Source organism: Corallococcus macrosporus DSM 14697 (assembly GCF_002305895.1).
Classification (GTDB): domain Bacteria; phylum Myxococcota; class Myxococcia; order Myxococcales; family Myxococcaceae; genus Myxococcus; species Myxococcus macrosporus.
Genome location: NZ_CP022203.1, coordinates 7036120 through 7061929, shown reverse-complemented (window position 1 = coordinate 7061929; position 25810 = coordinate 7036120). Strand labels below are relative to the sequence as shown.

General features: G+C 69.8%; 14 protein-coding genes. 7 read left to right on the top strand and 7 right to left on the bottom strand.

The genetic code is table 11. The features are described 5' to 3' along the window. Positions 1–218: 218 nt before the first annotated feature. From dnaE to MYMAC_RS28355, 3 genes are all read left to right on the top strand, one after another. A complete protein-coding gene (gene dnaE / locus MYMAC_RS28365) occupies positions 219–3773 on the top strand; it encodes a DNA polymerase III subunit alpha (RefSeq protein WP_095960346.1) in 3555 nt (1184 codons plus the stop codon). 22 nt (positions 3774–3795) lie between these two features. Further along, a complete protein-coding gene (locus MYMAC_RS28360) occupies positions 3796–4623 on the top strand; it encodes a crotonase/enoyl-CoA hydratase family protein (protein ID WP_013938461.1) in 828 nt (275 codons plus the stop codon). A gap of 81 nt (positions 4624–4704) precedes the next feature. Beyond that, positions 4705–5742, top strand: a complete 1038-nt coding sequence (locus MYMAC_RS28355; RefSeq protein ID WP_095961718.1) for a prephenate dehydrogenase/arogenate dehydrogenase family protein — start codon at positions 4705–4707, stop codon at positions 5740–5742. Between the two features lie 9 nt (positions 5743–5751). On the opposite strand, the gene MYMAC_RS28350 is transcribed toward MYMAC_RS28355, so the two are convergent. After that, positions 5752–8382, bottom strand: coding sequence for a U32 family peptidase (locus MYMAC_RS28350; protein ID WP_095960345.1), 2631 nt, complete (start codon positions 8380–8382; stop codon positions 5752–5754). A gap of 118 nt (positions 8383–8500) precedes the next feature. Here MYMAC_RS28350 and MYMAC_RS28345 point away from each other — a divergent pair, with 118 nt between their 5' ends. The 3 genes from MYMAC_RS28345 (at position 8501) to MYMAC_RS28335 (ending at position 16685) form a co-directional block, all read left to right on the top strand. Next, positions 8501–9307, top strand: coding sequence for an SDR family oxidoreductase (locus MYMAC_RS28345; RefSeq protein WP_013938464.1), 807 nt, complete (start codon positions 8501–8503; stop codon positions 9305–9307). Positions 9308–9474: 167 nt separating this feature from the next. After that, positions 9475–14577 (top strand): Ig-like domain-containing protein, encoded by a 5103-nt coding sequence (locus MYMAC_RS28340; protein ID WP_239989064.1) that lies wholly within the window; start codon positions 9475–9477, stop codon positions 14575–14577. A 155-nt stretch (positions 14578–14732) separates the two neighbouring features. Next, positions 14733–16685 (top strand): M3 family metallopeptidase, encoded by a 1953-nt coding sequence (locus tag MYMAC_RS28335; protein ID WP_095960344.1) that lies wholly within the window; start codon positions 14733–14735, stop codon positions 16683–16685. 15 nt (positions 16686–16700) lie between these two features. Here MYMAC_RS28335 and MYMAC_RS28330 read toward each other — a convergent pair whose 3' ends face one another. The 3 genes from MYMAC_RS28330 to MYMAC_RS28320 form a co-directional block, all read right to left on the bottom strand. Beyond that, positions 16701–17732: a hypothetical protein gene (locus MYMAC_RS28330; protein ID WP_239989063.1), complete on the bottom strand. Its 1032-nt coding sequence runs from the start codon at positions 17730–17732 to the stop codon at positions 16701–16703. 210 nt (positions 17733–17942) lie between these two features. Beyond that, positions 17943–18419, bottom strand: coding sequence for a YybH family protein (locus MYMAC_RS28325; protein WP_095960342.1), 477 nt, complete (start codon positions 18417–18419; stop codon positions 17943–17945). After that, positions 18416–20920 (bottom strand): glycogen/starch/alpha-glucan phosphorylase, encoded by a 2505-nt coding sequence (locus MYMAC_RS28320; RefSeq protein ID WP_095960341.1) that lies wholly within the window; start codon positions 20918–20920, stop codon positions 18416–18418. Before MYMAC_RS28320 ends, MYMAC_RS28325 begins: the two co-directional genes overlap by 4 nt. A gap of 226 nt (positions 20921–21146) precedes the next feature. Between MYMAC_RS28320 and MYMAC_RS28315 the strand changes: the two genes are divergently transcribed. Further along, entirely contained in the window at positions 21147–21731 is a 585-nt protein-coding gene (locus tag MYMAC_RS28315; RefSeq protein ID WP_095960340.1) for a TIGR02265 family protein, read from the top strand. A gap of 48 nt (positions 21732–21779) precedes the next feature. Here the strand turns inward: MYMAC_RS28315 and MYMAC_RS28310 are convergent, their stop codons facing one another. The 3 genes from MYMAC_RS28310 to MYMAC_RS28300 all read right to left on the bottom strand — a co-directional run bounded on the left by MYMAC_RS28310 (position 21780) and on the right by MYMAC_RS28300 (position 25797). Continuing rightward, complete coding sequence (locus MYMAC_RS28310) at positions 21780–22958, bottom strand: M23 family metallopeptidase (RefSeq protein WP_095960339.1); 1179 nt, start codon at positions 22956–22958, stop codon at positions 21780–21782. A 200-nt stretch (positions 22959–23158) separates the two neighbouring features. Then, entirely contained in the window at positions 23159–24652 is a 1494-nt protein-coding gene (locus tag MYMAC_RS28305) for a SpoVR family protein (protein ID WP_095960338.1), read from the bottom strand. A 35-nt stretch (positions 24653–24687) separates the two neighbouring features. Continuing rightward, entirely contained in the window at positions 24688–25797 is a 1110-nt protein-coding gene (locus tag MYMAC_RS28300) for a DUF444 family protein (RefSeq protein WP_013938473.1), read from the bottom strand. Positions 25798–25810 lie beyond the last annotated feature (13 nt).

Sequence of the window (25810 nt, the reverse complement as noted above, 5' to 3'; positions counted from 1 at the left end):
ACTTGTACCCGCCGTGAAGAAGTATGAAGCCGCCTGCACGCCCAGCGGGCTTCCAGCGGCTTGTCCAGGGCTTCCGCCCATGGCGGAACGTCGCAAAGGGCCGATTTTCCGGCCCCGCGCGCGCTGGCCAGGAAGCCGCAACACTGGACTGGCGAGCAGGGGATGAGGGCCCTAGTGTTCGGCGGCAGCACCCCGGCCTCCAGGAGCGGAACGCGCTTATGTCCTTTACCCACCTCCACCTGCACACCCTCTACTCGCTCCTCGATGGGGCGATCCGGATGAAGGACCTCATCAAGACGGTGAAGGAGAAGGGGATGAGCAGCGTCGCCGTGACGGACCACGGCAACATGTTCGGCGCCATCGACTTCTACAAGAAGGCGAAGGACGCGGGCATCAAGCCGATTCTCGGCATGGAGGCCTACGTCGCCGGGCCGAAGGGGCGCGAGGACCGCTCCGAGAAGGTCTCCCACCACCTCATCCTGGTGGCGAAGAACGCGGAGGGCTACGCCAACCTGCGCTACCTCTCCTCCACCGCGTACATGCACGGGTTCTACTACCACCCGCGCATCGACAAGAAGGTGCTCGCCGAGCACAGCAAGGGCCTGTTCGCGCTCACCGCCTGCCTGGGGGGTGAAATCACCAGCGCCTGCTTCCGCGGCGACATGGACCACGCCCGCCGCGCAGCGCAGGAGTACAAGGACATCTTCGAGCCCGGGCACTTCTTCCTGGAGGTGCAGTCCAACGGGATGCCGGAGCAGGAGAAGGCGAACGAGAACCTCTTCCAGCTCTCGCGCGACCTGGACATCCCGCTGTGCGCCACCGCGGACGCGCACTACATCAAGCGCGAGGACGCGCGGGCGCACGAGCTGCTCATGTGCATCGCCAGCGGCAAGACGCTGGCGGACGGCAAGCGCATGAGGCACTCCACGGACAAGCTCTACGTCACCAGCCCCACGGAGATGCTGGAGTTCTTCAAGGACACGCCCGAGGCGGTCCACAACACCCAGCGCATCGCGGAGCAGTGCAACCTGGAGCTGAAGCTGGGCAAGCCCATGCTGCCCACCTTCAAGGTGCCGGACAGCCACACGCCGGACAGCTTCATGGCGGAGCTGGCCTACGAAGGCCTGCGCGAGCGCTTCAAGGAGCTGGCGGCCACCGTCACGTACCCCATCGACCGCGAGCAGTACCAGGCGCGCCTGGCGCTGGAGATTGGCGTCATCCAGAAGATGGGGTTCAGCGGCTACTTCCTCATCGTCCAGGACTTCATCAACTGGGCGAAGAAGATGAACATCCCGGTGGGCCCGGGCCGTGGCTCCGGCGCTGGAAGCCTGGTGGCCTACGCGCTGCGCATCACCGACGTGGACCCCATCCCGTACAACCTCCTCTTCGAGCGCTTCCTGAACCCGGAACGCGTGTCGATGCCCGACTTCGATATCGACTTCTGCCAGGACCGCCGGGACGAGGTCATCCAGTACGTCGGCCGCAAGTACGGCGAGATGAACGTGGGGCAGATCATCACCTTCGGCTCGCTGAAGGCGAAGAGCGTGCTGCGCGACGTATGCCGCGTGTTCGCGCTGCCCTTCAGTGAAGGTGACCGCATCGCGAAGCTGGTGCCGGAGGTGCTCAACATCACCTTGAAGGAGGCCATCGAGATGGAGCCTCGCCTCAAGGAGATGATGGAGACGCCCTCCAACATCGGCGAGGTGGAGGGCAAGCCCGTCACCACCAAGGACGTGCTGGAAATCGCGCTCGCGCTGGAGGGCCTGCACCGCCAGCCCGGCATGCACGCCGCCGGCGTGGTGATCGCCGACAAGCCGCTGTGGGAGTTCGTGCCCGTCTACCAGCCGCCGGGTGAGAAGACGCTCATCACCCAGTTCGCCAAGGACGAGGTGGAGGCGGCCGGCCTGGTGAAGTTCGACTTCCTGGGGCTGAAGACGCTCACGGTGATTCAGCACGCGCTGGACCTGGTGAAGCGCAACCACGACAAGGACATCCCGCGGCACGAGATTCCGCTCAACGACGAGAAGACCTGGGAGCTGATGGCCAAGGGCGACACGGCCGGCGTCTTCCAGATGGAGTCCAGCGGCTTCACGGAAATGGTCGTGAAGCTCAAGCCGAACTGCTTCGAAGACGTCATCGCCGCCGGCGCGCTCTACCGCCCGGGTCCGCTGGACTCCGGCATGGTGGACGTCTTCATCAACCGCAAGCACGGCCGGGAGAAGGTGTCGTACCCGCACCCCGCGCTGGAGCCGGTGCTCAAGGACACCTACGGCGTCATCGTGTACCAGGAGCAGGTGATGCAGATTTCGCAGGTCCTGGGTGGCTACACCCTGGGCCGCGCGGACCTGCTTCGCCGCGCCATGGGCAAGAAGAAGGCCGAGGTCATGCAGGCCGAGCGGGCCGGCTTCCTCGAGGGCTGCGCGAAGAACAACGTCGACCTCAAGGTCGCCGGTGAAATCTTCGACCTGATGGAGAAGTTCGCCGAGTACGGCTTCAACAAAAGCCACTCGGCGGCCTACGGCCTGGTCACCATCCACACGGCCTGGCTGAAGGCGCACTACCCCTGCGAGTTCATGGCGGCCCTTCTCTCCAGCGAGAAGGACAACACGGACAAGGTGGTGAAGCACATCGGCGAGGCGCGCGAGTCGGGCCTCGAGGTGCTGCCGCCGGATGTGAATCAGTCCGACATGGAGTTCGGCGCGGTGGACGGGAAGATCCGCTTCGGCCTGGGCGCCATCAAGGGCGTGGGCGAGGGCGCCATCGAGTCCATCCTGGAGGCGCGCAAGGACGGCCACTTCAAGAGCCTGTTCGACTTCTGCGAGCGCGTGGACAGCCGCAAGGTGAACCGGAAGGTGATGGAAGCGCTGGTGAAGGCGGGCGCCTTCGACTTCGAGAAGCGCTCGCGCCGGCAGATCTTCGACACCATCGAGAAGGCGATGAACCGCGGCTCGGCCAGCCAGAAGGACAAGGCGGCCGGGCAGAGCTCGCTGTTCGGCATGCTGGCCGGTCCGTCCTCGGGTGGCGGCGGCGGGCTGAAGGACGACTACGTCGAGGTGGAGGACTGGTCGGAGAAGGAGCGGCTGTCGCTGGAGAAGGAGGCCATCGGCTTCTACGTGTCCGGCCATCCGCTGCACCAGTACGACAAGGAGCTGAAGCGCTACGCGCGGCCCATTACGGCGGTGCAGCGCGCGCGCAAGGACGACAAGCTCACGGTGGCGGGCATCGTCACGGTGCTGCGCGAGCGGCCCACGAAGACGGGCAAGCGCATGGCGTGGGTGACGATTGAAGACTTGTCCGGCTCCATCGAGCTGGTGTGCTTCCCGGGCAAGGACGGCACGCGCAACGTGATGGGCAAGGACGGCAAGTGGGCGAAGCAGGGCCCCAAGCCGGGCTTCGAGCACTGGGAGCACCTGCTCAAGTCGGACGACCCCATCCTGGTGTCCGGCACGGTGCAGATCAGCCAGCGTGACGAGGACGCGCCCACGCCGGAGCTCATCGTCGACGACATCCAGAGCCTCAAGGCGGTGCGCGAGAAGCGCACCAAGCGCCTGGAGCTGCGCGTGCCGGCGGACCTCCTGACGGAGGACCGGGTGGCGAAGCTGCACGAGCTGGCGAAGAAGTACGCCGGCGCCACGCCCGTGGCGGTGAGCGTGCTCTTCAAGGGCGAGGGCGAGGCGCTCATCGGCAACACGTCCATCAAGGTGCAGGTGAGTGACGACCTGCTCCTGGCGGTGGACCGCCTGTTCGGCATGCGGGTGGTGGAGTTCGGCTGACGTCTTGGTTCGGGAGGGCTGAATGGACGGGACCTACAAGTCGCTGCGCATCGAGAAGAACGAAGGCGTCGCCGAGCTGGTGCTCACCGGCCCCGGCAAGGGCAACGCCATGGGCCCTGACTTCTGGCGCGAGATGCCCGAGGCCATCCGCGCGCTGGACGCGGATGACGCCGTTCGCGTCGTGCTCGTTCGCGGAGAGGGCAAGCACTTCACCTTCGGCCTGGACCTCGTGGGGATGATGGAGTCCCTGGGGCCGCTGCTCACGGGGGAGGGCAACCTGGCCCAGGAGCGCTTGAAGCTGCTGGCCCTCATTGGCGACATGCAGCAGGCCACCGAGGGCCTGGCCCGCTGTCGCAAGCCCGTCATCGCCGCCGTGCATGGCTGGTGCATCGGCGGCGGCATGGACCTCATCGCCGCGTGTGACTTCCGCTACTGCTCCCAGGACGCGAAGTTCTCCCTGCGCGAGGTGAAGGTCGGCATCGTGGCCGACCTGGGCGCGCTCCAGCGGCTGCCTCGCATCATCGGCGACGGCAACACGCGCGAGCTGGCCTACACCGGCGGCGACATCGACTCGGCGCGCGCGCTCCGCATGGGGCTGGTGAACGACGTGTTCCCCACGCCAGAGGCCCTGCTGGAGGAGGCCCGGGCGACCGCGAAGCGCATCGCGGAGAATCCCCCGCTCGTCGTCCAGGGCGCCAAGCAGGTCATGGAGTACTGCGCGGACAAATCCATCGCGGATGGCCTGCGTTATGTGGCGGTATGGAACTCCGCGTTCCTCCAGTCCCATGACCTGGCCGAAGCCTTCTCCGCATTCATGGAACGCCGGGCCCCTCGGTTCCAGGGTCGCTGAGACCCCGCCCCGAGGGGCTTCCGCCGCGCGCGCCGGCGATGCGAGAATTCCAGGAACACCTTGGATTCGGAGTCCGGCGACATGACGGAAAGCATCGCGCTGCTGGGGTACGGCCGCTTTGGCCGTGCCCTGTCGGGCCTCCTCCTGGACGCAGGCGTCCGGCATCGGGTCTTCGAGCCACGCCAGGACGGCGTCCCCGCCGAGCTGAAGGCCGCGACGCTCGCGGAAGCCGTGGACGGCGCGGGCCTGGTGGTGCTGGCCATGCCGGTGTCCGCGATGCATGCCGTGCTGGAGGCGCTGCGCCCGCACCTGTCGCCCACGCAGGTGGTGCTGGACGTCGGCAGTGTCAAGGTGCGGCCCGTGCAGGTGCTGGCCTCCGTGCTGGGGCGAGACATCCCCTGGGCCGGCACGCATCCGCTGTTCGGCCCGGCCAGCCTGGCGAGGGGCGACCTGCCGCGCCGCACGGTGGTGTGTCCGAACGAGCTGCACCCGGAGGCCGTACGCCGGGCCCGGGCGCTGTTCGAGCACATCGGCTGTGAGGTGACGGAGCTGTCCCCGGACGCGCACGACGCGCTGATGGCCCGCACGCACGTGCTCACCTTCTTCCTGGCGCACGGGCTGCTCAAGGCGGAGGCCGGGAAGGACCTGCCCTTCGCGCCGCCCAGCTTCCAGCCGGTGGCCCGGCTGGAGGAGTACGCGCGCCTGGAGGTGCCGCACCTCTTCGGCGTCGTCCAGTCCGAGAACCCCTACGCCCGGGATGCCCGCGAGCGGCTGCTGGATGCCCTCACGCAGCTCCACCAGGCCTGCGACACCAAGAGCCCGGACGCGCTGGAGTCCATCTCCGCGCCGCCGGGGCTCGCGGATGTCCGGGAGCGCGTGGACGCGCTGGACCATGAGCTCGTCCAGCTCCTGGAGCGCCGCGCGCGGCTCATCGAGCAGGCGGCGCACCTGAAGGCAGGCCACGGGCTCCCGTTGCCGGACGCGGAGCGCGAGGCGCGCTTGCTCGCGACGCGGCGCCAGTGGGCGGCGGAGCAGGGGTTGGACGCGGACGCCACGGAAGACGTGTTCCGCGCCGTCCTGCGCTTCTCGCGGCGCGCGGTCCCTGCGCGCTCCCGCTGAACCTGGGGCTCAGCGCTGCTCGGTGAACGTGGGGTTGAGCACCTTCATCGTGCCCTTCGTCACGCCGAACTGCTCATGCACCGCCGCGCGCCGGATGGCCTCCGCGGGCGAAATCCGGCCCGCGAGCAGCTCCTGGTAGGCGGCGAGCACGCGCGAAGCCTCCTCACGCGACTCCCGCACGAACTCCACCCGGAAGCGCCGGACACCGCGCGAGCGCAACGACGGGACGAGCGACGCCGCGCTCTGCGCCTGCGCGTTGAACACCGTGTTGCGGCACCCCACGTCCACCACCACCGGGTGCTCCAGCCCCTTGTGGTCCCGCAGGGACAGCCGGTGCTTCTCACAGGGGCGCCCGCAGCTCCGGTAGTCACGCCCGTGGGACAGCGTGTGGGAGTACACGCAGTGCTCGGTGTGGAACGTGGAGATGTGGTGATGCACCGCCACGGTGAACCGCTCCGCGGGCAGATGCTCCAACATGGCGCCCAGCTGCACCGCGTCCAGGTCGTGCGCGAATGTCAGCGTGTCCAGCCCGAGCCCCAACAGGTGCAGCGCCGTCACGGAGTTGGTGACGTTCAACGAGAAGTCCGCGTGCAGGGCAGGGCGCGTCTCACCGGGCGCGGGCGGGCGCTCCAGGAAGTGCATCATCGCGCCCCAGTGTCGCACCAGCACCGCGTCCGGCTTCAGCTTCCCGATGCGCGCGTCGTAGCCCTCCTCGCCCGGCTTCTGCACCCGCACGGTGGCAATCGTCACGCGCAGCCCCGCCGCGCGCGCCCGCTCCACGGCGCGTTGCAGGCCCACCAGCTCCATCCAGTCCAGCTCGACCTCCGGCAGGCCCGCGGCAATCACGGCTTCCAACTGCTCGTCCGTGCGGCACAGGGGGAGCAGCCGCGCGTCCTCCCCCGCGCGAGGCGCCGGCTGCACCCGCTCGCGCAGCGACGCGCGCAGGGACTCCAGCGTGGAGCCTTCGTTCACCGTGCGCACGGGGCCGCGCGCCACGGCCTCCGCCAGCTCCGCCACCAACCGGCGGCGCAGCGCCTTCATCTCCGAGACGGGAAGATGGAGCCCCGTCGCCAGCCCCGACGTATCCAGCCCCGTCAGCGTGAAGGGCGTCCCACCCAACGCCGCCAGCTTGTCCCTCAGCAGCGCCGCGTCGATGCCTCCCCCACGGGCCTCGGCCAGCGCCACTTCGCTGGCCACCGCGGAGACATGGCCACCGCGCGCCCGGCCCACCACCGTCAGCGGCGTGCCCGCGGCGCCGGAGACGGTCAGCTCCAACGGCACGCGGCCTTCGGGCTCGCCGCGCTCCAGCAGCTCCTCGGTGCGCTTCGCCAGCGACGGATCGCTCGTCACCCAGACGCGCTGGCCCGGCTTCACCCGCGCCAGGTCCGGCCCTGGGTTGCCGAAGCCCAGCACCCACCCGCGGCCCTTGCGCTCCACGCGGAAGAGCGGGCCGCCGGGCTCGTGCTTGTCCTCGGGGTGCCCGTCGTCGAACACCACGCCCATTCCGGGCCGGGGGGAGAGGTCCGCCGCCACCGGCGCCTCCGTCTCCAGCGGAGAGGACACCTTACCCACGGGCGCGTCCGGGCGCGCGGACTCCTGGCCCAGGGCGCCCGTCCAGGGCCGGCCTGCCTCGTCGTCCACCACGCGCACGTCGCGCCCGTGCACGGACTCCACGCGGCCCAGGAACGCACCGCGATGCTTGGGGAAGCGCCCCTCCACCAGCGTCTGGTGGTCCGAGCCCGCGAAGAAGCCGTGCGAGAAGCCCCGGCTGTACGACAGCGTCATGTCCGCCAGGTCCTTGCGCAGCGCGCCCGTGTCCGGCTTCCCCGCGGACACGCCATCCACCCAGCGCCGGTACCCCTGCACCGCCGTGGCCACGTACTGCGGCCCCTTCTGGCGGCCTTCAATCTTCAGCGAGTGGACGCCAATCTCCACGAGCTGCGGCACCGCCATGACGCCGGCCAGGTCCTTGGGGCTGAGCAGGTACTGCACGTCGCCCAGCTCCCGCGTCTGGCCATCCACCACCAGGTCATACGGCAGCCGGCACGACTGCGCGCACTGGCCGCGGTTGGCGGAGCGTCCACCCCACGCCTCGCTGGTGAGGCACTGGCCGCTCCAGGACATGCAGAGCGCGCCGTGGATGAAGACCTCCAGCTCGATGTCCGTCTCCGCCGCCAGCCGGCGAATCTCCGCCACCGACAGCTCGCGCGGCACCACCACGCGCGTGGCGCCCAGCCCCTTCGCGAAGCGCGCGCCCTCCGCGCTGGAAATCGTCATCTGCGTGGAGGCGTGGACCTCCATCTGCGGACACACCGCGCGGGCCACCAGCGCCACCGCGGGGTCCTGGACGATGAGCGCGTCCACGCCGGCCTCGGCGATGCGGCGCAGGATGTCCTCCACCACCGGGAGCTCGGGCTCGAACACGAGGGTGTTCAGCGTCAGATAGGCGCGGGCCCCGGCGCGGTGCACGAGCGCCAGCGTGCCGGGCAGGGTGGCGAGCGAGAAGTTCTCCGCGCGGGCGCGTGCGTTGAATCCCTCATCCAACCCGAAATAGATGGCGTCCGCGCCGCTGGCCAGCGCGGCCTTCATCGAGTCGAGGTCCCCGGCGGGGGCGAGGATTTCAGGGCGGCGGCGGGTCATGGCGCGACCTCTAACACACGGCCCCCGCTTCCGCTGTCCGCCCGGCGAACGTCATGGACGCAGTGCGGCAGGTTTGTTCAAGTCCCAGCCCGGTTGCTTCCACAGGAGACGGGTCCAAATGGCTGATGGCGTGTTCCGGGACGGGCTGCTCGCGGGCAAGGTGGCGTTCATTTCCGGCGGCAGCAGTGGCATCAACCTCGGCATCGCCGAGGCCTTCGTGAAGGCGGGCGCCAAGGTGGCCATCAACGGCCGCAACGTGGAGAAGCTCGAGGGCGCGGTGAAGGGGCTCCAGGCGCACGGCACCGCCATGGGCGTGGCCGCCGACGTCCGGGACTATGCCGCGGTGGAGAAGGCCCTCCAGACGGTGCGCGAGGCCTACGGTGAGCTGGACATCGTCGTGTGCGGCGCCGCCGGCAACTTCCCCGCACCCGCGCTGGGCATGTCCTCCAACGGCTTCAAGGCCGTGATGGACATCGACGTGCTGGGCACCTTCAACCTCACCCGCGCCGCCTTCGAGCACCTGCGCAAGCCGGGCGCCTCCATCATCAACATCTCCGCCCCCCAGGCCTATCTCCCCATGGCCATGCAGGCCCACGTCTGCGCGGCCAAGGCCGGCGTGGACCAGCTCACCCGCGTGCTGGCCATCGAGTGGGGCGGCTCCGGCGTGCGCGTCAACTCGATTACCCCCGGCCCCATCGACGACACCGAGGGCATGCGCCGGCTCGCCCCCAGCGACGAGGGCCGCGACAAGCTCGCGCAGGTCCTCCCACTCCAGCGCTTCGGGAAGAAGCAGGACATCGCTCAGCTCGCGCTCTTCCTCGCGTCGGAGGGCTCGGCCTACATCACCGGCTCCATCATGGTCTGCGACGGCGGCCAGTCCCTGCTGGGCGGCGGCGCGCTCATGGCGGCGCTCGGCATGGCGTGAGCGCTCGCGGCACGCGGGACATGGGTCACGACAGCCCCCGTGGTTTCCACCCGGGATGCAAAGCTCTGGTGGGGGTCTACGTGATGGAGGGGGTTGTCTGGTAGAAGGCACTGGGACCTCGCGAGTGCTCTCTCCCATGCGGGGTTCGTTCGTTCCCGGAGCCGCTCATGTTCCGTAGTCCTCTCGCGCTCTCCCGGTTGCTCGGGTTGGGTGTGTTGTGCCTCGGCGTCGTGCTGGTGGGATGTGGTGGTGACTCGACGTCGCCCATCCCACTACCCGTGAAGGTGTTGCCTGACGCCGCTCTCTCCACGGTCCAGGTCGACCGGTCCGAGCAGGTGCGAGCGGATGGCGTGGACCGGGTCACCATCACCGTGACGGTGCGGCAGAAGGACGGCTCGCCCCTGGAAGGCCGCACGGTGCGGGTGGAGGTGTCCGGCGACGGCAACACCGTGACGCAGCCCGCGGACCGGACGAATGCCCAGGGCGTCGCCACGGCGTCCGTGGTGTCCATGCGGGGTGGCGACAAGCGGGTGACGGCCTCGGTGGACGCGGAGGGCGGCGCGGTGGTGCTGGGCGCGCGCCCCGTCATCGGCTTCACCGCGCAGCGGGCCTCGCGGCTGGCCTTCCTGGCGCCCTCGCTGTCGGCCCGGGCCGGCGCGCCCATTGGCGGGCTGGACGTCGAGTTCCGGGATGCCGAAGGCCGCTTGGTGCCGTCCGCCACGGGGGAGGTGACGCTCTCGCTGGCCGCGGGCCCCGGTGGGGCCTCCCTGGGGGGCACGCTTCGGGCGCAGGCCGTGGAAGGTGTCGCCCGCTTCCCCGAAGTGGTGCTGACGCGCGCGGGCCTGGGCTATCAGCTCAAGGCCGACACCGAAGGTGTCGAGGGCGCGGTCAGCCCTTCCTTCGACGTGACGCCGGCCGCCGCCGCGACCGTCGAGCTGACGGGGCTGCCCGCGACGGTGATGGCGGGCGCCACGCACGCCGCGGACGTGACGGTGCGGGACGCGTTCGGCAACGTCGCCAGCGGCTACCGCGGCACGCTGAGCGTGCAGTCCTCCGATGCCGCGGCCACGCTGCCGGCCGCGCATGCCTTCACGGAGGCGGATGCGGGCCGCTTCCGCTTCACGGGCATCACCTTGCGGCAGGCGGGCACCCAGCGCGTCGACGTGCAGGACGCCGCGCAGGAGGGCCTGGCGGGGCGGCAGGACGTGCGCGTCTCGGCCGGGCCCACCGCGGCGCTGGCCTTCGCGCGCGTGCCTTCGCGTGTGTCCGTGCGCGCCGCGCTGACGGACGTGGTGGTGGTGCTCCAGGACGCGCAGGGCAACCGGACGCCGGTGGGCGCGCCTTCGGTGACGCTGTCCCTGCTGCCCGAGGGGAGCGGGCCGCTGCGCGGTGTCACCGAGCGGGCGCCGGTGGAAGGGCTGGTGACCTTCACCAACGTGCACGTGGACGAGGAGGGGCGCTTCCAGCTTCAGGCCACCGCTGACGGGCTGCCGCCGGCCACGAGTACGGACATCGACATCGTCGACGACGTGTTCCCCGCCGTCCCGGTCCTCACCGCGAGCGCGGCCACGCCCGACAGCGTCACGGTGTCCTGGGCGGCGGTGGGCGACGACGGTGACGCGGGGCGGGCGGCGTCGCAGGAGCTGCGCTACTCGCTGAGCCCCATCCTGACGGACGCGGACTTCAACCTGGCGACGCCGGTGGGCGGCCTGGGCGCGCCCGCGGAGCCCGGCACGCCGGAGTCCGCCATCCTCACGGGCCTGACGCCGGGCACGAACTACCATGTGGCGCTGCGCGTGGCGGACAACCAGGGCAACGCGGTCCGCTCCACCAGCCTGCTGGTGCAGACGCAGGTGCAGGGGGTGGCTCGGCTCGGCTTCTCGCAGCAGCCGGTGGGCGGGGACGCGGGGGGGGCGCTGCCGGACATCCGCGTCTCCCTGCTGGATGAGGACGGGCAGGTCGTCACCTCGGCGACCTCGCCCGTGACGCTCGCGCTGGAAGACGAGCCCGGCTTCACGCCGGTGCAGGTGGCCGCGGTCGCGGGTGTGGCGACCTTCTCCGGCGTGGTGGTGGAGAAGGCGGGCACGCACCGTTTCATCGCGACGGCCACGGGCCTGGACCCCCTACCCAGCGACGCGTTCACCATCGCGCCGGGGGAGGTCGTCCGTCTGTCGCTCACGGGCCTTGTCTCGCCGGTGGCCGCGGGCGCCGCGAACAGCGTGGTGGTGACGGCGCATGACACCTACGAAAACGTGGTCACGGGGTACACCGGCGAGGTGCGCTTCACGTCCACCGACGCCGAGGCGGAGCTGCCTGGCGACTACACCTTCACCGCCGCTGACCAGGGACAGCGGACCTTCACCGGCGTGACGCTGCGGAGCGCGGGGGCCCAGCGCGTCACCGTGGTGGACACGGCGCGGCCGGAGCTGACCGCCACGGTGGAGGTGGAGGTGAGCACCGGCGCGGTGGCCGCGCTGGAGCTGAGCGCGCTCCCCGCCGAGGTGGCGGCGGGCGCGGCGCAGAGCCTCACCGTCACCGCGCGTGACGGCTACGGCAACATCGTCACGGGCTACACGGGCACGGTGCGCGTCGAGTCGGATGACCCGGAGGCGACGCTGCCCGCGGACCACACCTTCGTGCCCGGGCAGGACGCGGGGCAGTACACGTTCCCGGTCACGCTGGTGACCTCCGGCGCGCGCTCGGTGACGGTGCGGGACGTGGGCAACGCGGGGCTGACGGCGACGGTGAGCACCCAGGTCCTCGCGGGCCCGGCCGCCCTGCTCACGGTGGAGCTCGCCGCCGCGACGACGCTCGCGGGCGAGCCCCTGGCGGCCACGGTGTCGCTGCGCGACGCGCACGGCAACCTCGCCTCGGAGTACCGGGGCACCGTCCACTTCGAGATTCCTGGGGACGCACAGGCCACCGTGCCCGCGGACCACGCCTTCACCGAGTCGGACGGCGGCCAGCGCCTCTTCAACGTGACGTTCGCCGCGGTGGGCAGCAGGCAGCTCGTCGTCACGGACACGGTGGCGCCCACGCTGACGGGGTCCGCGGAGGTGACGGTGCAGCCCGGCCTCCTCTCGGAGCTGGCCGTGGAGGGGCCCTCCGAGGCCATTGTCGCTGGCGAGCTTCAGTCCTTCTCCGTCACCGCGCGTGACCGCTTCGGCAACGTGCTGCCGGACTACACGGGGACGGTGCAGCCCACGTCCTCGGACCCGGATGCGGCGCCCCTCTCCGCGTACACGTACGGGGGGGCGGACCAGGGCACGCACGCCTTCGACATCACCTTCCAGACGGCGGGCGCGCAGTCGGTGACGTTCACGGACGGCGATGCCACGCTCGCCAGCACGGTCGACCTCAGCGTGGCGGCGGGGGCTCCCTCGCAGCTCGTGTTCCTGGAAGCGCCGGAGTCTGGCGACGTCCGTCAGCCGCTGGCCGAGACGCGGGTGGCGTTGCAGGACGCGTTCGGCAATGTCGCCGACGTCACGTCGCCTCCCGTGACGCTCCAGTTGGTGGGCGCCCCGGGAGTGACCTTGGGCGGCACCCTGACGGTGGCGCCGGTCGCGGGCGTGGCTGTCTTCAACGACCTCACGCTGGACCAGGAGGGCAGCTTCGTACTCTCCGCGACCACGGAGTCTCCGTCGCTGCCGGCCGTTGACGTGCTGGTGACCATCACCGACAACGTCGCGCCCGCGGAGCCGGCGCTGAGCGCGAGCCTGGTGGACAACACCACGGTCCGCCTGTCGTGGCTGGCCACGGGGGATGACGGCGTCCTGGGCAACGCGACCCGCTATGAGCTGCGCTACAGCGCCGAGCCGCTGGACGCGCAGAACTTCGCGCTGGCCACCGAGGTGTCCACCCAGGCGCCCCAGGCGCCGGGACAGGCGGAGGAGGTGGTCCACGCCCTGCCGCCGGACGAGGCGGCCACCTGGTACTTCGGGCTCCGCGTCTTCGACGGCGCGAACAACGGCAGCACCCCGGTCTTCGCCTCCATCGAGGTGCCGGGCCCCTGCGGCGACCTCATCTGCGAGCCGCGCGCGCCGGAGTGCGACGAGGACGGCGTGCAGCGCACGACCTACGCGGAGGCGTGTGTGGTGACGGCGGGCCTGGCGGAGTGCCAGTACGCGGAGACCACGGAGGTCTGCCCGGGCCAGGACGGCGTCTGCATCGCGGGGGCGTGTGACACGGCGCCCGCGCCCGTGGCGGGGGAGTTGGTCATCAGCGAGGTGATGCACCGCCCCGACGCGAACACCACCGAGTACATCGAGCTGACCAGCACCGTGGACGGGCCGCGCGACGTCGCGAACCTGCGCATCCGCTTCGACCATGGCGTGGGCGGCGAGACGGACTTCAGCGTGCTGACGACCGGGGACCGGCCGCTCATCGTCCCGGGGCGGGGGACCTTCGTCCTCGCGAACAACGCGGACGTGGCCACCAACGGTGGCGTGCCGGCGCAGTACGGCTACGGGAGCACGCTCTTCGAGCTCGGACACGAGGGGCACCTCTTCGTCGAGATGGGCGCCACCGTGGTGGATGACGTGGCGTACACGGCCTCCTTCCCGCAGACGACGGGGCGCTCGATGAACCTGTCGTCCGTGGTGGTGGGCACGCGGGCCAGTCAGCACGTCTGGTACTGGTGTGACTCGGACGCGTCGCTTCCGGGCGGAGGCCGGGGCACGCCGGGCGGCACCAACGAATCCTGCGACGTCGAAATCACCAGCCCGGTGGACTACTGCGTCATCCAGTACCCGAAGTCCTTCACCGAGCCCATCCCCGCGGGCAGCGACGCGCCCGTCTACAGCCAGTTCTACGAGGCCCAGGTGAGCAACCGGAACCAGCACGGCAACGATGGCTTCCCGCACCTGGTGGCGGAGCTGGGCTACGGGACGGACGCCGCGTCACCGGCCTCGTGGACGTGGGTGGCGGCGGAGCCGAACGCGGGCTTCACCGGGCCGGGCAACGACGATGAGCGCGTGGCGTCCCTGAACATCGAGGCGCCGGGCGACTACGTCTACGGCTTCCGCTACCGCTTCACCCAGGGGCCCGAGGCGGCCCAGGCGTGGGTGTACTGCGACCAGAGCGGCGTCGTCGCGGAGGGGAGCACGGGCAACTACGGCATGGTGACGGTGGCGGTGGCGGTGGCGCCGCCCGTGGCCAACCACGTCGTCATCAGCGAGGTGAGCGGCGGCAACGGCACCGGACCCGCGGACTTCGTCACCCGGGCCGCTCGTCAGCCACAGAACGCCCAGAGCCCGACGGAACAGCCGTAGCCGGGCGTCAGGCGCGCGTCGCTCCTGGAGGCCGCCGGGCGTGCATGCGCCGGGCGGCCTCTGCTTTTTCCATCGCCAATCCCTGCTGCTCCCCGGCGTCCGGCGCATTACCTTTGCGGCCGTACCTTCGCCGTCACCTCGCCCAGGAGCAGACTGTGTCAGAGAGCCAAGTCCCCGACGCCGCCCGCCTCGTCACCTGCCCACCGGCCGAATTCACGCGCGCCGGTGAGGAGGCCATGGCCACCGCCCGGGCGGGAATCGCCCAGCTCAAGGCCCTCCGTCCCCCCTATGTCACGCGTGAGGTGCTGGAGCTCTACGACGAGGCCACGGCCGCGCTCGATGACGCCGGGGCCCGGGCCAGCGTCGCCCGCCACGCGCACCCGGACGCGGCCATGCGCGAGGCCGCCGAGGCCGCCGAGCAGGCGCTGGAGACGCTCAGCAACGACATCCGCATGGACCGGGGCGTCTATGACGTGCTGGCCGCGTTGGACCTGTCCGGAGAGGACGCCGCCACGCGCAAGTGGATGGAGAAGGTGCTCCGCGAGTTCCGCCGCGCCGGCGTGGACCGGGACGACGCCACCCGCGCCCGGGTGAAGGCGCTCCAGGAGGAGCTGGTCCGCATCGGCCAGGAGTTCAGCCGCAACATCCGCCAGGACACGCGCACGGAGGCGCTGCCGCCGTCCGCGCTGCAGGGCCTGCCTGACGACTACGTGCGCGCCCACCCGCCCGGGCCAGACGGCAAGGTGCGCATCACCACGGACTACCCGGACATCGTCCCCTTCATGACGTACTCGCGCGACGCCCAGGCCCGCGAGCAGATGTGGCGTGTCTTCCGCCAGCGCGGCCACCCCGCCAACGGGGACGTCCTGCAGCGCATGGTCTCCCGTCGCAACGAGCTGGCCACGCTGCTGGGCTACCGGAACTGGGCGGCCTACGCGACCGAGGACAAGATGATTCGGGACGAGGGGGCGGCCTCGGACTTCATCGAGAAGATCGCCGCCGCGTCCGGCGCGCGCATGGAGCGCGACTACGCCACGCTGCTGGAGCGCAAGCGCCGCGACGTCCCCGGCGCCGAGCGCGTCAACCCGTGGGACCAGGCGTACCTGGAGGACCGCGTGAAGGCGGAGCAGTACGCCTTCGACTCGCAGGTGGTGCGGCCCTACTACGAGTACACGCGCGTGAAGCAGGGCGTGCTCGACCTGACGGCGCGCCTGTTCGGCGTCACCTACCGCCGCGTCCCGGACGCGCCCGTGTGGCACCCGGACGTGGAGGCCTACGACGTGTTCGAGGGCGCCCGGCTGCGTGGCCGCTTCTACCTGGACATGCACCCGCGCGACGACAAGTACAAGCACGCGGCCCAGTTCACGCTCGCCAGCGGGAAGTCGGGGCGGCGGCTGCCGGAAGGGGTGCTCGTCTGCAACTTCCCCCGTCCAGGCGCGGAGCCGGCGCTGCTCCAGCACAGCGACGTGGAGACCTTCTTCCACGAGTTCGGCCACCTGCTGCACCACATCTTCGGCGGCCACACGCGCTGGGCGGGCGTGTCCGGCGTGCGCACGGAGTGGGACTTCGTGGAGGCGCCGTCGCAGATGCTGGAGGAGTGGGCGCGGGACACCGCCAGCCTCCAGACGTTCGCGAAGCACTACCAGACGAACGAGCCCATCCCCGCGGACGTGGTGGAGCGCATGCGCCGCGCGGAGGAGTTCGGCAAGGGGCTGTGGGTGCGCCAGCAGATGTTCTACGCGGCGCTCAGCCTGGAGCTGTACCGCCGCAAGCCGGAGGGCGTGGACGCGGTGTCGCTGGTGCGCGAGCTCCAGGGGAAGTTCACCCCCTTCCCGTACGTGGAGGGCACCTACTTCCACCTCTCCTTCGGCCACCTCGACGGGTACTCGTCCAACTACTACACGTACATGTGGTCGCTCGTCATCGCGAAGGACCTGTTCACGGTGTTCCAGGAGAAGGGGCTGCTGTCGCCGGAGCCCGCCCAGGCCTACCGGCGCGCGGTGCTGGAGCCGGGCGGCTCGGACGACGCGGCCCGGCTGGTGAGCGCCTTCCTCGGCCGCGACTACGACTCCCGCGCCTACGAGGAGTGGCTCAACCAGGCGGCGTGACGCCGCGCCCGCGCCTCAGTTGCGCCCCCACTGCCGGGGGCGCGTGAAGCGGAAGAGGCCACCGGCTTCTTCCTGGGCGATGATGTCCGCCTCGGTGCCGAAGTACCGGGCGCGCACCTCCCGGAGCCTGGCTTCCAGCAGGTCTCCGGTGAGCGTGCGCGCCAGCGCCTCGCGTTCCTCCATGTACCGGCGGCCCGCCTCCCAGCGGGCGTCTCGGAGCTGGTCCAGGGTGGACCAGCGCCGCAGGGCCTCGTCGTCGAGCCCCATCGCCTCCCGCACGGCCCGCAGGCTCCGGGCCCGCTCCACGGGCGGCATGCCCGTCAGCTCGCGCTGCACGGAGGGGAGGTCCAGGAAGCGGTTCATCGTCTCCTGTGGATGCCGGGCGAGGTCGTCCCGGGCCCCGTCGCCATGGATTTCACCCAGGCGCGCCTTGTAGGCGGACAGCTTCTCCGGGAGGGGCAGGTCGTCCCTCGCGTCGAGCACCCGCAGCGCGTCCACCACGGCGTGGTGCTTCAGCTCCGAGGCCCACAGGCGCGCCGCCGTCTCCCGCCCGAAGAGGCGGTTGCGCGCGTCCCAGACCGCCGAGCGGCGCTGCTTCGAGTCCAGTCCCCGCAGGTACGCGTCGTTGGCCTTCACCCAGCGCTCGTAGTCCATACGGTCGCGGAGCAGGGTGGCCAGCGCCTCGTACTGGCCGGGGAAGGCCTTCCGGAGGAACGCCTGGAGCTCCTCGCGCCAGCGGTCCGGCGCGCGCGCCTGGAAGTACCGCATGAGCTGCTCCAGCATCCGGAGCTGGACGGACGGCTCGTGGAGCCGCGCGCCGAAGCGCTCCAGCAGGGCGAGGCGCAGCAGCTCCAGCTCCGCGTCCGGTTCCGCTGGCGCCGGGACGGGCGCGTTGATGGCACCCGGCGCGGATGGGCGGCTCGCCGGAGCGCCCGTGGCGGCGGCGGACACGGCATGGCGCTGGGCGCCCGTGGCGTCAGGGGCGGGCGGCGTGCTGGACGCCTGCCCCATGGAGAGGAGGCGCCAGCCCACGAGCAGGCCCAGCACGGCGGTACTCGTTCCCAGGCCCCATCTGGCGTGCGTGCGCATGCCTGCAGGTCCTCGGCCCTGGCGGCGCCAATGACAATCACCCCGCGGTTCCGTGGCTGGAATTGGGGGCGGTGGACGTCCACGGCTGTTCAGCGGACACCGCGGATGTTTCCCGCACGACGCAGGTGGGAGGGCCGCTGGCGCCGCCGAGCCGCTCCTCCCTGGGCCTCAAGGCCTCCCACGCCGTACCAGGGGCAGCCCTGCCTGGGCGTAGGTCCGCTTCTCGCGCAGACGCCCTGCCTCCCAGTGCAGGACGTCCAGCCCGTACCAGCCGAAGTGCTGGCCATACAGCAGCCGGTACATGAGCTGCCGCGGACCGCGGCGCGCGGACACCTCGTGCTGGCAGCGCCACCGCAGCACCACCTTGCCCGCGGGCGCATCCACCACCATGTCCTCGGTGAGGAAGCGGATGCGCCCGAAGTCCCCGCGGAACTGCGCCTCGAAGGCCTCACGCACCTGCGCGAGGCCCCGGCACTGCTTCCCGTCGTACGTCTCGTACAGCGCGTCCGGCGTGAAGTACGCCATCACCGCGTCCAGGTCGTCGCGGTTGAAGGCGTCGGTGAAGGCCCGCACCACGTCCTCCAGGGCCCTCCGGCCGGTGTCGTCCCCGGCCGTCAGGGGAGGGGAGGCAGGCCCGGCGCTCACGGGTCCACCGGCGTCTGCTGGATGCGCCAGATTTCCTCGGCGTACTGCTTGATGGTCCGGTCCGAGGAGAAGATGCCGCCGCGCGCCACGTTGATGATGCACTTGCGCGCCCAGGCGTCCGCGTCCTTGTAGGCGTGGGCGACTTCCTCCTGCTTCGCCATGTACGACGGGAAGTCCGCCAGCATGAGGTAGCGGTCCTCCTCCAGGAGGCTGTCCACCAGCGGCTTGAAGAGGTGCTTGTCCTCCGGCGAGAAGAAGCCGGTGGAGATGAGGTCCAGCGCCTCGCGCAGCTCCTGGTGCTGGTTGTATTCGTCGCGCGGCCGGTAGCCCTCGCGCTTGCGGGCAATCACCTCGTCCGCCGTGAGGCCGAAGAGGAAGAAGTTCTCGTCGCCCACCGCGTCGCGAATCTCCACGTTGGCGCCGTCCAGCGTGCCCAGCGTCAGCGCGCCGTTGAGCATCAGCTTCATGTTGCCGGTGCCAGACGCCTCCATGCCCGCGGTCGAAATCTGCTCGGACACGTCGGCGGCGGGGATGATGCGCTCGGCCAGGCTCACCCGGTAGTTGGGGGCGAACACCACCTGCAGGCCCGTGGTGCCCGCGTCGCTGTTCACCACCTCGGCGATGCCGTTGATGAGCCGGATGGTCAGCTTCGCCAGGTGGTAGCCCGGCGCCGCCTTGGCGCCGAAGATGAACGCCCGCGGGTGGATGATGGTGGACGGGTCCCTGCGCGCCTTCATCCACAGCGCCACGATGTGCAGCGCGTTGAGGAGCTGGCGCTTGTACTCGTGCAGGCGCTTGATTTGAACGTCGAAGATGGCGTCCGGGTTGAGCTGCACCCAGCGCAAGTCACGGATGTGCCGCGCCAGGTCCTCCTTGTTGGCGCGCTTCACGTCACGGAAGGCCTTGCGGAACTCGGGGTCCTCCGCGTGCGCCTCCAGCTTCGTGAGCTGGTCCAGGTCCATGGCCCAGCCGTCACCGATGCGGGACGTAATCAGCTTGGACAGGCGGGGGTTGCACCACGCCAGCCAGCGGCGCGGCGTCACGCCGTTCGTCTTGTTGTTGAACCGCTCCGGGTTCATGGCCGCGAAGTCCGTCAGCACGTCCCGGCGCAGCAGGTCCGTGTGCAGCGCGGCCACGCCGTTGACGCTGTGGCTGCCCACGACGGCCAGGTGGGCCATGCGGATCTTCTTCTCCGCCCCCTCCTCCACCAGGCTCATCCGCCGCATCTTCTCCTGGTCATACGGGTAGCGGATCTGCACCTGCCGCAGGAACCGCGAGTTGATTTCGTAGATGATTTCCAGGTGCCGCGGCAGCAGCCGCTCGAAGAGCGTCGCCGGCCACTTCTCCATCGCCTCGGCCAGCAGCGTGTGGTTGGTGTAGCCGAAGGTCTCCTGGGTAATCTGCCACGCCTCGTCCCAGAGCAGGCGCTTCTCGTCCACCAGCACGCGCATCAGCTCCGCCACGCCAATGGCCGGGTGCGTGTCGTTGAGCTGGATGGCCGCCTTGCGGGAGAAGTCCCGGAAGTCCGTGTGGTTCTTCAGGTAGCGCCGGACGATGTCCGCGATGGAGCACGCGACGAAGAAGTACTGCTGCTTGAGCCGCAGCTCCTTGCCGGCCTGGAACGCGTCGTTGGGGTAGAGGACCTTGGAGATGACCTCCGAGTCGTTCTTCTCCACCACCGAGCGCTCGTAGTCGCCCGCGTTGAAGAGCAGCAGGTCGAACTCCTCGGAGGCGCGCGCCTGCCATAGCCGCAGCGTGTTGACGGTGTTGTTGTGGTACCCGGCGATGGGCGTGTCATACGGCACGCCCACCACCGTCTTGCCGCCCACCCAGCGCGCCACGGGCCGGCCATCCGGGCCCTGGTGGTGCTCCACGCGCCCGAAGAAGCGCACCGGCACCGCCTTCTCCGGCCGGACGATTTCCCACGGGTTGCCGAACTTGAGCCACTCGTCGGCGCGCTCCACCTGGTACCCGTCCACGATGTCCTGCGTGAAGATGCCGAACTCGTAGCGGATGCCGTACCCCATGCCGGGGTAGGCCAGCGTGGCCAGCGACTCCATGAAACACGCCGCCAGGCGCCCCAGGCCGCCGTTGCCCAGGCCCGCGTCCGGCTCCATCTCCAGCAGGTTGGTGAGGTCCACCCCCACCTCCTGCATCGACTCGGCGGCCGCTTCGTACATCCCCAGGTTCAACAGGTTGTTGCCCAGGGCTCGGCCCAGCAGGTACTCGGCGGACAGGTAGTAGGCGCGCTTGACGTCCTTCTCGTAGTACGTGCGCGACGTCTTCACCCACCGGTCCGCCAGCCTGTCGCGCACCGCGAGCGACAGCGCCATGAAGCGGTCATGGGGGGTGGAGGACTCGTAGTTCTTGCCGCGCGAGTAACGGACGTGGTCGAGGAAGGAGCGGCGCAGGCTGGCCGCGTCGTTCCCAAGCCCGCTGTCGTCGGTCGTGGCCGGCTGGGCGGGGCGGGGCTGCTGGGAGGCGGAGGCAGGAGGGGCCATGTCGCTGGATATCTCTGGACGTAGATGCTGCGGGTTCAAGGTTTCGCGCAACCCCCGGAGTTTCCCGGGTACGCGAAGGTGCGTCAGGCTAGCGCAGCCGTGTCTCGCGCCGCACCGGGAAAGCGCGGCGTGGCCCTTGCGGCAGCTCACCCGGAAGGGCGGCGAACTGCCTGTCGGTGGATGGGACGCCAACCCGGGGACGGATTGATGTAGAAATCAATCCGCCATGGGTTTTCCGACGAGCGACCTTGAACAACGGCTGGCTGTCATCCGGCCTGAAGACACGGTGCGCGGGCTCATCTTCAACGCGGTGTTCAACCTGGCGGAGAAGAAGCTCGGCGCGGAGGCGGCCACGCGGCTGCGGGAGCCCTTCTTCAAGCGCTCGCCGGTGGACTTCTTCTCCTATCCGGCGGTGGACGCCCTGCGCCTGCTGTACGCCACGTCGGAGGCGCTGACGCCCGTCTACGGCGCCATGGAGGACGCGGTGCGGGCCTGCGGCGCAGCGGCCGTCACGCACTTCTTCCAGTCCACGGTGGGGCAGACGCTCAACCGGCTCATCGGCAAGGGAGACCCCAAGCGGCTCCTGTCCCACGCGCCCACCGCGTACTCCACGCTGGTGAGCTACGGCCGGCGTGAATACGCGGTGCTGGGGGACAAGCAGGTGCGCCTGGCCTTCCACGGGGACATGCAGCCGGTGCAGTACCACGAGGGCGTCTTGCAGGAGGCGCTGAGCGTCATCGGCTGCAAGAGCCGGGTGGTGGGCACGCCGCGTGGCGTGAGCGGCGCCGACTACGTCATCACCTGGGAGTAGGCCCACCGCGGCGCGCGGCCCGCGAACGGGGCGCGCGGTGTCAGGGCCTCAAGGCAGCGCCGCGGCCTTCCCGGCGACGGCGGCCACGGACACGGCCTCCATCTGCGCCGTCAGCTCCTGCGCCTTGGCGAGGAAGTCCGGCAGCAGCTCCTTGGGCAGCGGGTCCGCGCGGGGGTACTGCTGGTTGAGCGGGTTGGTGTACTTGCCGTGGCGCTTGAGGCCGAAGTGCAGGTGCGGGCCGGTGGAGCGGCCGGTGTTGCCGGAGTAGGCGATGACCTGCTTCTGCCGCACGCGCGCGCCCGCGCGGACACCCTCGCCGAAGCGGGACAGGTGCATGTACTGCGTCTCGAAGCCGTTGGCGTGGCGGATGACCACCATGTTGCCGGCGGCGCCCGCGTAGCCCGCCTGCGTCACCGTGCCGTCCGCCACCGCCCACACGGGGGTGCCAATGGGGGTGCCGTAGTCCACGCCGTTGTGGGCCTTGAGGTACTTGAGCACCGGGTGGAAGCGCGAGCCGAAGCGGCTGGTGATGTTGGCGTACTTCAGCGGCGTCTTGAGGAAGGTCTTCTTCGCGCTGGCGCCCTCCTCGTTGAAGTAGTTGGGCTGCCCGTCCGGGAGCACGTAGCGGAACACCTTCTTGTCGCCCACCAGGCCGCCCGCGTACGTCGCGGCCAGCACGTCGCCGTAGCGCAGCAGCCGGCCCTTGGAGACGAACTTCTCCACCAGCGCGCGCGCCGTGTCGCCCTTGCGCACGTCGCGGTAGAAGTCGATGTCCCAGGCGAACACGTCCGCCAGCACCATGCCGATGGCCGGGTCCTCGCCCGCGTCCACCGCCGCCTCGTACAGCGACGACTGGATTTCCAGCGCGACGACGGCGACCTGCTTCTCCACCTCGATGGCGCGCTTGCTGCCCACGTACTTCTCGCCGTCGCGGCGGACCTGCCACTCGTCCACCATGCTCTGGCGGTAGTCGAAGAAGTCCAGCTCCCCGTCGCGCATGACGAGCCGCAGCTGGTCGCCCACGCGCGACTTGCGGAAGTCGAACACGCCCTCCAGCGCGGAGATGACCGCGGCCACCTGCGCGTCCGGGAGCTGCGCGTCGTGAAGCGCCTTGGCGAGCGTCTGGTTCGGCTCGATGCGGCGGTTCTTGATGACGTAGCGGACAGCGGCTTCGGACGTCGAGGCCAGCAGCGCGGCGGCCAGGCAGAGCAGGGAGGCGATTCGCATGGGGAGCCGCCGAGTCTAGTGGACACCCTGGCGCCCGCCCAGCGAAGGGCCGGGAAATTTCCGGGCTCGGCTGCCTGGCTGCCTGGGCGCGGCCTCCCGGCGGACCTGGCCTGACCGGTGTCCTCAGGGCTTCAGGCGCAGCGCCGGGCACCACCTGGAAGGGGCGCGGGCGCCGAGCCTCCGGGGCCCGGCGGGGCCGCTCAGAGCTCCACCTTCCGCTCGGAGTGGCTCTGCCCGTCGAAGCGCAGCATGGCGCCCTTGTTGTCGTACCGCGTGAGGATGTTGACGGGCCGGCGCCACAGGGACTGGAGGTTGCGCAGCGTCTCGCGCGCGTAGTCCCCCTTGAGGTCCTGGCCGTCGTGGCGGTGCGCCAGCAGCAGCTCGCTGCGGTTCTCGAAGTTGCCGTCCACCACCTCGATGATGGGCTGGCCGAAGTTGGTGAGCCCCTGCAGGAGCTTGTTCTTCACCTTCTTGAACTCGCGGTCCAAGATTTCCCACGAGTTGCGCTTGTCGTTGAAGCCGTACACGAAGAGCTTCTGCTCCATCGCGAACTCGGGCGTCAGGAACGTGTCGATGAAGGTGATGTCGTTGTAGTGCTTGCGGACCTCGAAGATTTTTTCACGGCCGGCGCCCAGCTTCTTGTCCCAGGCGCGGCGCGCGCGGAGGTCGTCGCACTCGTCCCACTCCTTGCCGAAGCGGCCCTTGTTCCACCGCTCCTCGATGTCCCGCCACAGCTCGATGCCCAGCTTGTACGGGTTGATGGCGCCCGGGCGCGTCCCCATGGTGCCGGAGTGGTGGTCCGCGTAGTCGATGATTTCGTCGTCCTTGAGGGCCCGGCGCGTCATGATGGTGGAGTGCCAGTAGCTGGCCCACCCCTCGTTCATGATCTTCGTCTGGCCCTGGGGCGCGAAGTAGTAGGCCTCGTCACGCAGGATGGCGAGGATGTCCGCCTCCCACGGCTCCAGCGGGGCCTCCTCCAGCAGGAAGAGCAGCACGTCGCGCTGGGGGCGCTCGGGGAACTTCTTGGCGCGCTGCTTCTCGTCCTCCACCTTCTTGCGCTGCGAGTCGAGGAACTCGGACGGGTTGATGTAGCCGCGCATGTACTCGCGGCCCACCTTGAAGCCCTCCACGCGCTCGTTGGCCTTGAGCTCGTCCTCGGCCTTCCTCGGGTCCGGGTTGCGCCGGATGTGCGGCGCGTGCTGGTCGATGAGGTTCTCCAGGCTCAGCGTCCGGTCGATGAAGTCCTCGACCTTCTCCACGCCAATCTTGTCCACCCAGCGCCGCACCCGCGTGGCGTGGTTGGCCATCTCGTCAATCATCCGGCGGTTGGTGTGCCGGAAGGAGAAGTTGTTCTTGAAGAAGTCGCAGTGTCCGTAGACGTGGGCCATGACGAGCTTCTGGTCCACCTCCGGGTTGCTCTCCATCAAGTAGGCGTAGCAAGGGTCATTGTTGATGACGAGCTCGTAGATCTTGCTCAGCCCGTACTCGTAGCCCTTGGCGAGCTGCTCGTACTCCATGCCCCAGCGCCAGTGGGGGTAGCGGGTGGGGAAGCCGCCGTAGGCGGCCACCATGTTCATCTCGTCGTAGGACACCATCTCGAAGCGGGTGTCGAAGAAGTCCAGGCCGAACTCCTTGGCGTAGCCATGGATTTCGTCCCGGAGCGCGGCGAGGCGGGGGGTGAGGCTCTTGGGCATCGGGCAGTCGCTCCGGTGGGAAAGGCCCGCTGAGGTCAGCGGCCCTTGCCGAGGAAGTCCTTGATGGACGCGTAGATGGCGTCCTTGTCCGCGATTTCGCTCAGCGCGACGTTGGACGACTCTCCCACCGCCTCGCGCAAATCCTTGATGAACTGGCCGCTGCCGTAAGGGGACTCCACCTGGCCGTAGGCGAACTGGTTGACGTTGGGCAGCACGTCATCGCGCAGCATCTCGATGCACTGCCGCGTGTCATCCGCGCTCCAGTTGTCCCCGTCGCTGAAGTGGAACGGGTAGATGTTCCACGCGCTCTTCGGGTAGTCCGCCAGGATGATGTCCCGGCAGAGCTTGTAGGCGCTGGAGATCATCGTGCCGCCGGACTCGCGGGTGTGGAAGAACGTGTCCCGGTCCACCTCGCGCGCCACCGCGTCGTGGATGATGTAGCGCGCCTCCAGGCCCTTGTATTGGTGGCGCAGCCACGTATCGAGCCAGAAGCTCTCGATGCGGACGATCTCCTTCTGCTCGTCACCCATGGAGCCGGACACGTCCATCATGTAGATGATGACCGCGTTGGTGTCCGGCAGGTCCTGCAGCTTGTAGCTGCGGTAGCGGCGGTCCTCGCGCGTGGGGATGATGACGGGCCGCGCCGGGTCATACGTGCCCGCGGCGATCTGCCGCCGCAGGGCCTGCTTGAAGGTCCGCTTGAAGTGCCGCAGCGACTCCGGGCCGGTGGTGTTGACGCCGGTGTAGCGGATCTTCTGGGTGACGATGCGCTCGCTCTGCCGCCGCTCGATGTGGGGGAGCTGCAGCTCCTCGCCCAGAATCTGGGCGAGCTCGTCGAGCGTGACGTCCACCTCCAGGGCGTGGTCTCCCTCGCCCTGGCCGGCCTGGTGGCCCTCTCCGGGCTCCACCGCCCCGGGGCCGAGCTGCTGGCCGACCTCGCCGTCACCCTGGCCGACGCCACCCTGCTCCTTGTGGCCGTACTTGAAGCGGGGGATGTCGATGAAGGGGATGGGGATGGAGATGGCGTCCTTCCCCTTCTTGCCAATCATCTCCCCCTTCTGCACGTACTTGCGCAGGTTGGCTTTGATCTTCCCCCGGACAATCTGTTTGAAGCGGGAGTGGTCCTGGTGAATCTTCAAGGTCACGGCGGCTCGCCCC